The organism is Streptomyces angustmyceticus, assembly GCF_040701845.1.
Lineage (GTDB): Bacteria > Actinomycetota > Actinomycetes > Streptomycetales > Streptomycetaceae > Streptomyces > Streptomyces angustmyceticus_A.
Map to the genome: position 1 here is coordinate 77,819 of NZ_JBFBHQ010000026.1, position 13,356 is coordinate 91,174.

12 protein-coding genes and 1 pseudogene are annotated in these 13,356 nt (G+C 73.0%); 9 read left to right on the forward strand and 4 right to left on the reverse strand.

Going from position 1 to position 13,356, the window contains the following annotated elements; translation table 11 throughout:
* Positions 1-9 precede the first annotated feature (9 nt).
* On the forward strand, positions 10-1,890 hold the full coding sequence (locus AB0411_RS32000; RefSeq protein ID WP_366420765.1) for a cell division protein PerM: 1,881 nt from the start codon (positions 10-12) through the stop codon (positions 1,888-1,890).
* Positions 1,891-1,988: 98 nt separating this feature from the next.
* Here AB0411_RS32000 and AB0411_RS32005 read toward each other — a convergent pair whose 3' ends face one another.
* Positions 1,989-2,858 carry a hypothetical protein gene (locus AB0411_RS32005; protein WP_366420766.1) on the reverse strand — a complete coding sequence of 290 codons (870 nt, stop codon included), beginning with the start codon at positions 2,856-2,858 and terminating at the stop codon, positions 1,989-1,991.
* Between the two features lie 244 nt (positions 2,859-3,102).
* Between AB0411_RS32005 and purN the strand changes: the two genes are divergently transcribed.
* On the forward strand, positions 3,103-3,786 hold the full coding sequence (purN, locus tag AB0411_RS32010) for a phosphoribosylglycinamide formyltransferase (RefSeq protein WP_437044036.1): 684 nt from the start codon (positions 3,103-3,105) through the stop codon (positions 3,784-3,786).
* On the forward strand, positions 3,783-5,348 hold the full coding sequence (gene purH, locus AB0411_RS32015) for a bifunctional phosphoribosylaminoimidazolecarboxamide formyltransferase/IMP cyclohydrolase (RefSeq protein ID WP_366420767.1): 1,566 nt from the start codon (positions 3,783-3,785) through the stop codon (positions 5,346-5,348). Before purN ends, purH begins: the two co-directional genes overlap by 4 nt.
* Before the next feature lie 69 nt (positions 5,349-5,417).
* On the opposite strand, the gene AB0411_RS32020 is transcribed toward purH, so the two are convergent.
* Both AB0411_RS32020 and AB0411_RS32025 read right to left on the reverse strand, forming a co-directional pair.
* Complete coding sequence (locus AB0411_RS32020) at positions 5,418-6,011, reverse strand: hypothetical protein (protein ID WP_366420768.1); 594 nt, start codon at positions 6,009-6,011, stop codon at positions 5,418-5,420.
* Between the two features lie 119 nt (positions 6,012-6,130).
* Positions 6,131-6,904: an RDD family protein gene (locus AB0411_RS32025; protein WP_366420769.1), complete on the reverse strand. Its 774-nt coding sequence runs from the start codon at positions 6,902-6,904 to the stop codon at positions 6,131-6,133.
* Positions 6,905-7,145: 241 nt separating this feature from the next.
* Here AB0411_RS32025 and AB0411_RS32030 point away from each other — a divergent pair, with 241 nt between their 5' ends.
* From AB0411_RS32030 to AB0411_RS32045, 4 genes are all read left to right on the forward strand, one after another.
* Entirely contained in the window at positions 7,146-8,000 is an 855-nt protein-coding gene (locus AB0411_RS32030) for a bifunctional methylenetetrahydrofolate dehydrogenase/methenyltetrahydrofolate cyclohydrolase (RefSeq protein WP_366420770.1), read from the forward strand.
* Between the two features lie 85 nt (positions 8,001-8,085).
* Positions 8,086-8,514 carry a DUF3017 domain-containing protein gene (locus AB0411_RS32035; protein WP_366420771.1) on the forward strand — a complete coding sequence of 143 codons (429 nt, stop codon included), beginning with the start codon at positions 8,086-8,088 and terminating at the stop codon, positions 8,512-8,514.
* 441 nt (positions 8,515-8,955) lie between these two features.
* A complete protein-coding gene (locus tag AB0411_RS32040) occupies positions 8,956-10,035 on the forward strand; it encodes a helix-turn-helix domain-containing protein (protein ID WP_366420772.1) in 1,080 nt (359 codons plus the stop codon).
* A 505-nt stretch (positions 10,036-10,540) separates the two neighbouring features.
* Positions 10,541-11,533 carry a malate dehydrogenase gene (locus AB0411_RS32045; RefSeq protein WP_366420773.1) on the forward strand — a complete coding sequence of 331 codons (993 nt, stop codon included), beginning with the start codon at positions 10,541-10,543 and terminating at the stop codon, positions 11,531-11,533.
* A gap of 121 nt (positions 11,534-11,654) precedes the next feature.
* Here AB0411_RS32045 and AB0411_RS32050 read toward each other — a convergent pair whose 3' ends face one another.
* Entirely contained in the window at positions 11,655-12,008 is a 354-nt protein-coding gene (locus tag AB0411_RS32050) for a hypothetical protein (RefSeq protein WP_366420774.1), read from the reverse strand.
* Positions 12,009-12,224: 216 nt separating this feature from the next.
* Between AB0411_RS32050 and AB0411_RS32055 the strand changes: the two are divergent.
* Both AB0411_RS32055 and AB0411_RS32060 read left to right on the forward strand, forming a co-directional pair.
* Positions 12,225-12,911: pseudogene (locus tag AB0411_RS32055) on the forward strand (helix-turn-helix domain-containing protein); the annotation flags it as partial.
* Between the two features lie 82 nt (positions 12,912-12,993).
* Positions 12,994-13,269, forward strand: a complete 276-nt coding sequence (locus tag AB0411_RS32060) for a DUF397 domain-containing protein (RefSeq protein WP_366420775.1) — start codon at positions 12,994-12,996, stop codon at positions 13,267-13,269.
* Positions 13,270-13,356: the final 87 nt, after the last annotated feature.

The window sequence follows — 13,356 nt, forward strand, 5'->3', positions numbered from 1 at the left end:
CATGGCCGCGTGAGCCAGCCGACCGATCGTGGCCCTACGTTCTCCTCGCACGGCCGAGCCGCCGCGCAGCGCTCCTCCGCGATCGGCGCCGCCTTCCTCGGCGGTGTGACGGCCGCCGGTCTCGGCCTCGGTGCGCTGGCGGTCGCCGTGCTGCTGCTGTGGGTCGCCTCCCCGGCCCCCGACAGCGGCCCCTCACGGGCCCTGCACCTGGCCGCCGACCTGTGGCTGATGGCGCACGGCGGCGACCTCGTACGCACCACGGGGAGCCTCGCCGCCCCGGTCGCCGTGACCCCGCTGCTGCTCGCCGTCCTCCCCGTCTGGCTGCTCCACCGGGCCGCCCGCCACACCCTGGCGACCGCGGGGGACGGCCGCACCGCCCCCGGTGCGGATCCCGGTCCCGGTGCGGGAGCCGTCCCGGCGGTCGTGCCGCGCACCCTGCTCGGTGCGCTGCTCACCGGCTATCTGCTGATCGCGGCCGGGGTGCTGATCTACGCCTCCGCCGGGCGGCTGAGCGCCGAGCCGCTGAGCGCGCTGGCGTTCGTCCCGGCCACCGCGGTCGCCACGCTCGCCGGGACGGGCTGGTACCTGCTGCGGCACCCCGGCGCCGATCTGCTGCCCGCCTGGGCCCTGCGGGCGGTGGCCGCGGTGCCGAGCGGCGTCCGGAGCCTCTTCGCCGGTCCCCGGTTCGCCGCCGCGCAGCGCGCCGCCGGCGCCGCCCTCGGCGCCCTGCTGGTCTCCGGCGCCCTGCTCACCCTGCTCTCCCTCGGCCTGCACGCGGGCCGGGTGCGTCAGGACCTGCTCCAGCTGGCGCCCGACTGGGCGAGCCGTTCCACCGTCCTGCTGCTGTGCCTGGTCCTGCTCCCGAACGCGGCCGTCTGGGGCGCCGCCTACGGCCTCGGGCCGGGGTTCACGGTCGGCGCGGGCAGCACGGTCGGCCCGCTGGGCACCTCGGCCCACCCGGCGCTGCCGCAGCTGCCGCTGCTCGGCGGGCTACCGGACGCCGGGCCGGGAAACCCGCTGACCTGGGCGGTGGTCGTGGTGCCCCTGGTCGCGGGGGCTCTGCTGGCCCGCTCGGTCGCCCGCTTCGTCACCCGTCCCGCGGCGGCGCCCGACGCCCCGGAACACCCCTGGACCTGGTGGACGACCGCCTGTGCGGCGGCCCTGGGAGCCGGCCTCTGCGGCGTGGTCGCGGCGGTGCTCGCCGGCCTCGCGGGCGGCGCGCTGGGCACCGGCGCGCTCGCCGATTTCGGCCCGAGCTGGTGGCGCACGGGCCTCGCGGCAGCGGCCTGGACCGCCTTGACCGGCATCCCCGGCGCGATCGGACTACGGGCCTGGCACCGGTGCACGGAACGGCGGGGACCGCAGGACGAGGACACCTGCCCCGGCAACGGCAGGAGCCGGGCCACGGGCGAGGGCGAGGGCAAGGGCGACCGTGCGGGCCGGGCCACGGGCGAGGGCAAGGGCAGGGGTAAGGCCGACCGTGCGGGCCGGGCCACGGGCGAGGGCAAGGCCGACCGCAAGGGCGACGGCCGGGGCGAAGGCGACGGCGTTGGCCGCCGCACCAAGGGTGCCGCCCCGGGAGCCGACGACGCCGCCCCGAAGGCCGGCAAGACCGCCCCCGGGACCGGCGGGACCACCTCCGGCGACGAAACCCTCCCGGCCACGGACCCGGCAGACACGGATTCGTCCGCCGCGGAACCATCCCCTCCGGAACCACCCGCCGCGGAACAGCCCCCGGCCGCCACGGAACCGGCCACCGAGAGACGGGCCACCGAGAGACCGGCCACCGAGAGACCGGCCACCGCCAGATCGTCGTCCACCGCGGAACCGGCCGTCCCCGAACCGTCCGCCGGGGAACCGGCCGCCACCCCCGTCACCCCGAACGGCTGACACCGGCCATCACGGCACCGCCGGGCCCGGGTGGGCCGGCAGCCACCACCGCCCCGCCGCTGCCCTGCGACAGCTCTCCGGCAGCCGGTCCTGCCGCTCTACTGCTCCGTGCTCAGCAGCGGTCGCAGTTCACGCGGCAGCAGCTGTTCGCAGGACTTGCCGGCGGACTGGGTGAGGGCGTCTTCCACACAGGTGAAGTAGTCGCGGTAGACGATCTGCACGGTGAAGGTCGCGGCGACCATCATCAGCGCCAGTGACGCGGTGACCAGGCCCGCGATCGCCGCGGTGACCTGTGGCCGGGTGCTGCCCGGCGAGGAGGGGGTGCCGGGCTGGGCCTCCGGGGCGGGGCGCCCCTCTATGGCGGCGGTGGTGGCCGCGGCGGTGGCCTTCGCGGTGTTCGGCTTGGCGCGCAGCGAGCTGATGCCCCAGTAGAGCGCCAGCACGCCCAGCAGCAGGGCGAGTTCCGGCAGGCTGAACAGCACGCAGAAGAACGCCCACAGTCCGGCGAGCAGCGCGAAGCGTGCCCGGCGCTGGGCGGGGTCGGTGGGGTCCCAGCGCAGCCCGCCGGAGTTGCCGGAGTTGCCGGTGTTGCCGGGGCCGCCGCCCTGCTGGCCGTTGCGGCCGCCCGGCCGGGTGCCGAAGCCGCCGCTCTGCCGGCCCGGCTGCCGGGGGCTCCACTGGCTGCCCCAGCGCGGCGTCGACTCGTCCTGCTGCGGCTCGCCCTCGTCGCCGTCGTGGTGCTCCGGCGTCCGGCCGGGGCGGCGGGGGCGCCACTCCTGGTCGGGGGCGTCGGGCGGCGGCGGGGCGAAGGGGTTGTCGTCCCGGTCGGGGTTCGCGGAGTCCGGGGAATCCGGGGCGGCGGGCTCCGGGGACGAGGACGACGACTTGCGGTCGCGCAGCAGCACCGCCCCGGGGGCGGTGGCGGGCTGAGGGAGCAGGAGGGCCGCGCGGCGGCGTCGGTCCGTCATCTGGAGTGCGTCTTCCCCTTGTCTCGTCCGTGCGCGGGCGTTCGCGCCGGCGCCGGGTTATCACGAACGGCATGCAGTCTTACGCCTGACGCTACCTCCCGTGCCCGCCCCCGTCCCGTGGGGGCCGCGCGGTGTGCCGGTATCGTTGCTGACGGTCGGCGCCTTCGTAGGGTTCCCCGGATCTGCGGTACCCGCAGTCTTGTACGACCACACAAAGCACGCGAGATCGGAAAAGAGCCCCGCCGTGGCTTCCTCCCCAGCCCCCGCCCAGCAGCCCTCCGTCCCCCAGGTACCGGGGGAGGCCCCGACGGGGCGGCCCGCCCGCATCGTGGCCCTCGTCTCCGGTTCCGGGACGAACCTGCAGGCGCTGCTGGACGCCATCGCCGACCTCGGTCCGGCGGAGTACGGCGCCGAGATCGTGGCCGTCGGGGCCGACCGGGGTGCCATCGCGGGCCTGGAGCGTGCCGCGGCCGCCGGGCTGCCCACCTTCGTCTGCCGGGTCAAGGACTACGGGAGCCGTGCGGACTGGGATGCGGCGCTCACCGAGGCGACCGCCGCGCACGAGCCCGATCTGGTGGTCTCGGCCGGCTTCATGAAGATCCTGGGCAAGGAGTTCCTCGCCCGCTTCGGCGGCCGCACCGTCAACACCCACCCGGCGCTGCTGCCGAGCTTTCCCGGTGCCCATGGCGTGCGCGATGCGCTCGCGTACGGCGCGAAGGTCACCGGATGCACCGTCCACTTCGTCGACGACGGGGTCGACACCGGCCCGATCATCGCCCAGGGCGTGGTCGAGATCCGGGACGAGGACGACGAATCCGCGCTGCATGAGCGCATCAAGGAAGTCGAGCGATCGCTGCTCGTCGAGGTCGTGGGGCGTCTGGCCCGGCACGGCTACCGCATTGAGGGACGAAAGGTACGTATCTCGTGACCGCCACCGAAGGTACGCAGCGGCCCATCCGCCGCGCGCTGGTCAGCGTCTATGACAAGTCCGGGCTGGAGGAGCTGGCGCAGGGGCTGCACGCGGCGGGCGTCCAGCTCGTCTCGACCGGGTCGACGGCCGCGAAGATCGCCGCGGCCGGGGTGCCGGTCACCAAGGTCGAGGAGCTGACGGGCTTCCCCGAGTGCCTGGACGGCCGGGTCAAGACCCTGCACCCGAAGGTGCACGCCGGCATCCTCGCCGACCTCCGCCTGGAGGACCACCGCCGGCAGCTGGCCGATCTCGGCGTCGAGCCGTTCGACCTGGTGATCGTCAACCTCTACCCGTTCCGGGAGACCGTCGCCTCGGGCGCCACCCCCGACGAGTGCGTGGAGCAGATCGACATCGGCGGCCCCTCGATGGTCCGCGCCGCCGCCAAGAACCACCCGTCGGTGGCCGTGGTCGTCAACCCGGCCCGGTACGCGGACGTCCTGGCGGCCGTCGCCGACGGCGGCTTCGCGCTCGCCGACCGCAAGCGGCTGGCCGCCGAGGCCTTCCAGCACACCGCGGCCTACGACGTGGCCGTCGCCTCCTGGTTCGCCGACGACTACGCCGCGGCCGACGACTCCGCCTTCCCCGAGTTCCTCGGTGCCACCTACGCCCGCAAGAACGTCCTGCGCTACGGCGAGAACCCGCACCAGGGTGCCGCGCTGTACGTGGACGGCAGCGGCGGGCTCGCGGAGGCCGAGCAGCTGCACGGCAAGGAGATGTCGTACAACAACTACACGGACACCGACGCCGCGCGCCGGGCCGCGTACGACCACGCCGAGCCCTGTGTGGCGATCATCAAGCACGCCAACCCCTGCGGCATCGCGGTCGCCGCGGACGTCGCCGAGGCGCACCGCAACGCGCACGCCTGTGACCCGCTCTCCGCGTTCGGCGGTGTCATCGCGGTCAACCGCCCGGTCACCGTGGCGATGGCCGAGCAGGTCGCCGAGATCTTCACCGAGGTCATCGTGGCCCCGGGCTACGAGGACGGCGCGGTCGAGATCCTCGCCCGCAAGAAGAACATCCGGGTGCTGCGCTGCCCCGACGCGCCGGCGAACCCCGTCGAGGTCAAGCCCGTTGACGGCGGCGCCCTGCTCCAGGAGGCCGACCGGCTGCAGGCCGAGGGCGACGACCCGGCCCGCTGGACGCTGGCCAGCGGTGCCGCGCTGTCCGACGACGAGCTGGCCGAGCTGGCCTTCGCCTGGCGCGCCTGCCGTGCCGTGAAGTCCAACGCGATCCTGCTCGCCAAGGACAGCGCCACGGTCGGCGTCGGCATGGGCCAGGTCAACCGCGTGGACTCGGCGAAGCTCGCGGTGCAGCGGGCGGGCGAGGAGCGGGCGCGCGGCTCCTACGCCGCCTCCGACGCCTTCTTCCCGTTCCCCGACGGCTTCGAGGTGCTGGCCGAGGCCGGCGTCAAGGCCGTGGTCCAGCCGGGCGGTTCGGTCCGCGACGAGCTCGTCGTCGAGGCCGCCGAGAAGGCCGGCGTGACGATGTACTTCACCGGGACCCGGCACTTCTTCCACTGAGCGGCCGGCACCAGCGCGAAGGGCCGCACCCCGCCGGGGGTGCGGCCCTTCGCGCTGTGCCCGACGCGTTCAGTAACGCGGCCGGTTGAACCAGGCGTTGCTCTCGTCCTTGGAGACGAAGGTCACGACCAGGATGCCCAGGACCGTGTGGACCAGGCCGACGGGGAAGGTGCACAGGCTCAGGATGATGGTGCCGACGCCGAAGACGATGGTGCCGACCCGCACCCCGCTGCCGCCGTTGGCGAACTGCAGCGCCAGCGTGATGGCGACGGCGGTGAAGACCACGATGAGCACGATCACCGCGATCAGCAGGCCCTTGCCGACGTTCATCGCCGTGACGTCCTCCGCGGCGGTGTACGGCGAGACGTTGTGCGAGGCCTTGCTGACGCCGCCCAGCCCCATCACGGCGAGGACCAGCCCGATGAGGTTCAGGCCGGAGAGCACGAACAGCATCACCCGGGCGGCCTTGGCCCCGCCGGGCATCACCGTCGGGTAGGGCATCTGGCCTCCGGGCGCCCCGCCGCCCGGGTAGGGGCCGTACGGCGACGGCTGCTGGGGCTGCTGCTGGGGGTAGCCGTAACCGGGCTGCTGGCCCTGCGGGTAGCCGTAACCGGGTTGCTGGTTCTGCGGTGAGCCGTAGGGGTTCTGGTTCGGGTAACTCACAAGCGGTGTCCTTCAAGCGAGTCGAGGGGGGTATCGGCGAGCGCCGCGAAGGCCCCCGGTCGCGGCTGCGAGGGGGCCTTCGTGGGCTGTTGAGGGCGTCCGTGCGGCCCGGAGCGGGCTTACTTGACGCTCACGACCACGGTGCCGACGATCTTGTCCGAGAAGGTCTGGTTCTTGTCGTCCCACAGCGGCCACAGCCAGCCGATGCCGCACAGCAGGCCGTTCAGGTAGCGGCAGATGTAGCGCACGAACGTCATGCCGAAGCCGAGGGGCTGTCCGGTGGTCTCCTTGATCACCTTGATGCCCAGCGCCTTCTTGCCCGGGGTCTGGCCGGTGCTGCCTTCCTTGGCCATGAGGAAGAAGCTTCCGCCGACGATGATCAGCCAGGCGATCGCCATCATGATGATGGCGCCGACCGGCGTGGCGCTGCTGGCGGCGGAGTTGTACGCGTCACTGACGCACTGGACGTCACCCGGCGCGCAGGACGAGGTGTCGGCCGTCGCGGTGGCGCTGCCCGCCATGACGGCGCCGATGATGTACAGGATGGTCGGCACGGCGCCGATCATCAGGCCGTCGAGCAGGAGGGCGCCGACCCGTGCGCCCCAGCTCGCGTAGCCCGTCGGCATGCCCATCCCCGGCATCCCGGGCTGGCCGTAGGGGGCCGCCTGCTGCGGGTAGCCGTAACCCTGCTGCGGGACCTGCTGCTGGGGGTAGCCGTACGGCTGCTGCTGCGGGGCCTGCTGGGGGTAGCCGTAGCCGGGCTGACCCTGCTGCGGGGCCGGGGGCTGCTGGCCGTACGGGCCCTGCGGCGGGACCGGGGGCTGCTGACCGTACGGGCCCTGCGGCGCCTGCGGCTGCTGGCCGTAGGGGTTGTTCGGGTCGCCGAAACTCATCTGCTGTTTTCCTCCGTTGGGTGACTGTCGCGCGACGCGGCGTGACGCGGAGGAAAAACAGGATTCACTGGCCACCCCCCGACATAGCCTGCGGCACTGTGCGTCAATCCTTCTAGTTGCGCATTCACTCTGTCCAGTCAAGGCCCCCAGCTGTTGTGCAAGTGCAATGATCAATTCCGGCCATGTGCACCCCGCATGCCCTGATTGGAACGCGGCCGCCCTCATCCGGGAAGATGGGGGCATGACTGCCCAGATCCTGGATGGCAAGGCCACCGCAGCCGCTATCAAGTCCGAGCTCACCACCCGCGTCGAGGCGCTCAAGGCCAAGGGCGTGCAGCCCGGTCTGGGCACCCTCCTGGTGGGTGACGACCCGGGCAGCCGCTGGTACGTCAACGGCAAGCACCGCGACTGCGCCCAGGTCGGCATCGCCTCGATCCAGCGGGAGCTGCCGGAGACCGCCACCCAGGAGGAGATCGAGGCGGTCGTCCGCGAGCTGAACGAGGACCCGGCCTGCACCGGCTACATCGTCCAACTCCCGCTCCCCAAGGGCATCGACGCCAACCGGGTCCTGGAACTGATGGATCCGGCCAAGGACGCCGACGGGCTGCACCCGATGAGCCTGGGCCGGCTGGTGCTCGGCATCGAGGGCCCGCTGCCGTGCACCCCGTACGGCATCGTCCAGCTGCTGCGGCACCACGACGTCGAGATCAAGGGCGCGCACGTGGTGGTCGTCGGCCGCGGCATCACCATCGGCCGGCCGATGCCGCTGGTGCTGACCCGCAAGTCCGAGAACGCCACCGTCACCCAGTGCCACACCGGCACCCGTGACCTGTCCGCGCACCTCAAGCAGGCCGACATCATCGTCGCCGCCGCCGGCGTGCCGCACATCATCAAGCCCGAGGACGTCAAGCCCGGCGCGGCGGTCCTGGACGTCGGCGTCAGCCGGGACGAGGCGGGCAAGATCGTCGGCGATGTGCACCCGGGCGTCGCCGAGGTGGCGGGCTGGGTGGCCCCCAACCCGGGCGGTGTCGGCCCGATGACCCGCGCCCAGCTGCTGGTCAATGTGGTCGAGGCCGCCGAGCGCGCGGCGGGCTGAGCGCGCGAGATCTGAGAGTCTGGTCCCAAGAGACATCCGGTCTCGAGAGACAGACGGAGCCGGACACCGGAAGGGACTGCCAGCCATGGGTGCCGAAGCGCATTCGGACGGGGCCTGCGAGCCGCAGCGCACGTCGCGCCGCTTCCCGACGCTGACCCGCGACACCGCCCGGCCGGAAGGCGGCGGGCGGGCCGCCTCGGGCGGCTTTCCCGCGCCCGCCCGGCAGTGGCCGCTGCTGAGCGTGATGAGCGGGGTCGCGTTCGGGCTGCTGCTGGAGGCGCTCGACGCCTTCCGCTGGGGGGCGATCGTGATCGGGCTCTCCCTGCTGGCCGGGGCGGTGCTGCGGTGGGCACTGCCGTCGGTGGGGATGCTGGCCGTGCGCTCCCGCTTCACCGATATGGCCACCTACGGGGGGCTCGGCTTCGTGATCGTGATGCTGGCGCTGATGGTGCAGCCCAAGCCGTGGATCCACATCCCGTTCCTGGACGACATCGTCCACTTCACCGTGCGGTAGCCACCCGGCTCACGGTGCCCGCGGGCGCCGGGGCGGCAGCCTGACGACGGCGGCCCGTCCGCTCCTCCGGGAGCGGGCGGGCCGCCGTCGTGCTGTGCCGGGCGCCGTACGGGGCGGGCGGCACAGCACGGGCCCGAGGGGCATCCGGCTGTGCCTGTGTCCGGCGGGCGGCGGGACACGGGAGAGCTCCGCACGGTAGGTCACCACGGGGGTCGCGCGGGCTGTTCTTGTCAGAACACGTACGGAACCCGTAAGGAGTCCGGTCGAAATGCGACACTGCAGGGGCCACGGCGTGTGCGGGCGGGTGACCTCTGCCCGGATGCCGCCGTGCGCCCGTGCACGGACCCTGCCGCCCTGACCGGGGGCAGCCGTGCGGGGAGCAAGGAGGGCGGGCCGGGGGAGCCGCGCTGTCGCACGTGAGCGGGGGGATAGGGGGAGGCAATGCCTCGCTGGAAGGCGCTGCCGGAGGAACTCGATCCTCAGGTGGGGGAGTTCACCGGTCAGCTGCGCAGGCTCGTGGACCGCAGCGGGCTGAGTGTGGCCACCGTCGCGGACCGCACGGGCTACAGCAAGACGTCCTGGGAGCGCTATCTCAACGGGCGGCTGCTGCCGCCGCTGCGCGCGGTGGTCGCGCTCGCCGAGACGACCGGCGCGAACCCCTCGCACCTCACCACGCTGTGGGAGCTGGCCGAACGGGCCTGGAGCCGGGCCGAGATGCGCCAGGACGTCACCATGGAGGCGATCCGCGTGGCCCAGGCGCGCGCCGCCCTGGGGGAGTTGGACACCGGTCCGGCGCAGACCGGGTCCGAGCAGAAGGCGGCGAAGGCCGGCAAGGGCGCGAAGGCCGGCACGGCCGCGGCGCCGGACGGGCAGCCGCCGCAGGAGCGGCTCCCCCACGCCCCGTCGAGCGCCGACTTCCCCGAGTGGCAGGCGGCCGCGGCCCCTTCCCCGGCCCCGCCCGCCGGCCCGCGTGCCCGCCGAGGCCGCGGCCGGACGGCCGTGTTCGTCGCCGGCGCGGTCGGCGCGCTGCTGGTGGCCGGCGGCGCCGTCCTGCTGCTGAAGCCGTCCACCGGGCCCGCGAAGAAGGTGTCGGCAGCGGCCGCCCCCGCGGCCGCGCCGAGCGCGAAGCCGACGCTGCCGACCGGCGTGCGCTGCACCGGCGACGGCTGTGTGGGCAAGGACCCGGAGAAGATGGGCTGCGGCGGAACGCACGCGACCACCCCGTCCCGCGGGGTGGCCGGCCGCTCGATGATCGAGGTCCGCTACAGCGCCGTCTGCCACACGGCCTGGGCGCGGATCAGCCGCGCGGCCCGGGGCGACCAGGCCACCATCAGCGCCGGCGGCCACAGCGCCACCGCGCGCGCCGAACGGGGCGGCGACGCCTACACCCCGATGGTCGCGGTGTCCGGGGACCCGGCGAAGGTCGCGGCCTGCCAGACGACCATGGCGGGGGCGAAGAGCTGCGCCCGTCCGGTTCCGGCCACGCCCGCCGCCGGCCAGGCCACCCGGACGGTCCGCTAGGCGGACGGGTCGGTGCCGCCGGGAAGCGGGCGGCACCCCTTGGGGCGGGCGGCTACCGGCCGGGTGCCGGGGTCCCGCCCGGCCCGCTGCCGGCCCTCGGTCGCCCTCCCCGGAGAGTGTCCGAAATTCAGGGGGCATGCCCCTCGGTATCTCGGGCAGACGACGGTTACCCCCCCCCACGGGTGTGGCACAACCTGGCGGCCGCCCGCACTCCCCCCTCCTTGAGTGGGCGGCCGCCGCCCCTTCCTGCGAAACCCGCGCGGAGCGCGTACCGGACCGGGCGGCGCGGCGCGTGCGAGGGCAGGACGGACGGCCGTACGGACGCCCCGGAGGCACCCGGTGAGGTGTTCCACACCGGCCCGGCGCCTTGGGCGGTCGGGGGTCCGATAGCCTGACGGCCGGGTCTCTCGATACCAAGAGACCCGGATAACTGGGCAGGGACACCCACCGCCACCCATGGTGGACCAGGGGCTTGCCCCCGGAAAACACCGCGCAGGAGATCGCCATGACCCGCACTCCCGTCAATGTGACCGTGACCGGCGCCGCCGGCCAGATCGGTTACGCACTCCTCTTCCGCATCGCTTCCGGTCATCTGCTCGGCGCGGACGTGCCGGTCAAGCTGCGCCTCCTGGAGATCCCCCAGGGTCTGAAGGCCGCCGAGGGCACCGCCATGGAGCTGGACGACTGCGCCTTCCCGCTGCTGCAGGGCATCGACATCTCGGACGACCCGAACGTGGCCTTCGACGGCGCCAACGTCGCGCTGCTCGTCGGCGCCCGCCCCCGTACGAAGGGCATGGAGCGCGGCGACCTCCTGGAGGCCAACGGCGGCATCTTCAAGCCGCAGGGCAAGGCCATCAACGACCACGCCGCGGACGACATCAAGGTCCTGGTCGTCGGCAACCCGGCCAACACCAACGCCCTGATCGCCCAGGCCGCCGCGCCGGACGTACCGGCCGAGCGCTTCACCGCGATGACCCGCCTGGACCACAACCGCGCGCTGTCGCAGCTCTCGAAGAAGACCGGCACCCCGGTCTCCGAGATCCGCAAGCTGACGATCTGGGGCAACCACTCCGCCACCCAGTACCCCGACATCTTCCACGCCGAGGTCGCCGGCAAGAACGCCGCCGAGGTCGTGGGCGACCAGAAGTGGCTGGCCGACGACTTCATCCCGACCGTCGCCAAGCGCGGCGCGGCGATCATCGAGGCCCGTGGCGCGTCCTCCGCCGCGTCCGCCGCCAACGCCGCCATCGACCACGTCCACACCTGGGTCAACGGCACCGCCGCCGGCGACTGGACCTCGATGGGCATCCCCTCGGACGGCTCCTACGGCGTCCCGGAGGGCCTGATCTCCTCCTTCCCCGTCACCACCAAGGGCGGCACGTACGAGATCGTCCAGGGCCTGGAGATCAACGACTTCTCCCGCGAGCGCATCGACGCGTCGGTGAAGGAGCTCACGGAGGAGCGCGAGGCCGTCCGCGGTCTCGGCCTCCTCGGCTGACCCACCGCCGCGGCCGCCCCGCACGGTCGGCACCGCAGCACCGACGAGCCCGCACGGTCCGCAACGGCCGTGCGGGCTCGGCCGTTCGGGCCCGGCCGGGAGGCGGCGAACCGGCGGCCCGTCACCCCCGGCGTAAGTCCGCCTCGTGCGCGCCGTCCCTCACCGGCAGCCGCGCGCCCCGGCTGTCGGCGACGCGCAGCACATTGCCGAAGGCCTGCGTGGTCGCCCGCAGCGCCAGCCGCAGCGCATGTTCCCCGGCCCTGCCGTCGTCCAGTACGGCCACCGCGCCCTTGAGGACATCGGCACCGTCGCACAGCTGCTCCGCCTCGATCTCATCGGCCAGCCGCGACAGCACGCCCCCGGTCCCGTCCGTCCCGCCCGCCGACAAGAAGCAGGGCTTCCCGCCCTCGCCCTCCCACGGCAGCAGACGCAGCCCCGGTACGAGCGCGGGGACGGCGTCCCGGTCGTAACTCATGCTCAATGACTCCCAGAAGTTGGTTGCGCAGGAACGCGGCGCAGACGGCCGAACGACCCGTTACGTTGGGTGTGTTCAGCGTTGCGCCCCGTAGTGCGGGGTGCAACGTCGGACGCGTGACACTCACCATCTGGCACCAAGGGGGATGCGGTGAGCCGACGACGACGCAATGCGGAGAGCGGACCGGCAGCCACCAATGCCGCCGTGTTCGGGGAGGTGTTGCGGCACTTCCGGGAGGCGGCGGGGTTCACCCAGGAGGAACTCTCGAACAAGATCCCGTGCGACCGCTCGCAGGTGGCCCGCGTGGAGGCGGGCACCCGCGTGCCGCAGGAGTCCTTCGCCAAGCAGTGCGACGAGCTGCTGCGGACGGGGGGAGTGCTGCTGCGGTTATGGGGCCGGATCGACTGGTACCCGGAGGTGCAGCATCCGGACTGGTTCGAGCGACGGGCGAGGATGGACGCAGAGGCGGTGGCGCTGCGGGCGTATCAAGAACAGCTCATTCCAGGGCTGTTGCAGACACCTGATTACGCGCGCGTGCTGTTCAGCCGCCGCAGCGCGGATACTGACGAGGTCGAGTCACGTGTCCGGGCTCGACTGAGTCGGCAGCCGCGCTTTCTGATGGAGGGTGGCCCGTTGTACATCGCGATCTTGGACGAGGGCTGTCTGCGCAATGCGGTGGGGAGTCCGGACATCATGCGGGACCAGTGTGCGCATCTGCTGAGCGTCGGGCAGCGCTCCAACATCCGTATCCAGGTGGCTCCGGCCGACCTCTTCGGGCTCGTTCGCCCCCTCAGTTCTGTGTCGCTGATCGAACTTGTCGACGAGCGCTGGGTGTACTCGGAATCGCTGGACCGTGGCCATTTCAACAACGATCCGGCCGTCTACGCTCGTCACGCCCAGACCTATGATGTGCTCAGGGCGGACGCTCTGTCAGCCCGCGAGTCCGCCGCTCTGATCAGCGAAGTGATGGAGGGGTACGAGCAGCATGGACGGGCACGAACTCGGCGCGGTGACCTGGACCAAGAGCAGCTACAGCGGCGACAACGGCGGCGACTGCATCGAAGTGGCGCTCACCTGGATGAAGAGCAGCTACAGCGACAACAACGGCGGCAACTGCATCGAAATAGCCCCCGGTATCCCCGACGCCGTCCCCGTCCGTGACAGCAAGGACCCCGACGGCCCGGTGCTGGTCTTCCCGACGGGTGGCTGGTCGTCGTTCGTCGGCGCGCTCCAGCGCGGGGAGTTCCCCGCGGCCGTCTGACCCGCGCGGCAACCTTGGGTTATCGCGCTGACACGGAACGCTCGGCTCCCCTATGCTGCGGTTTCCGCACGCCGTGGCCGGAACCGC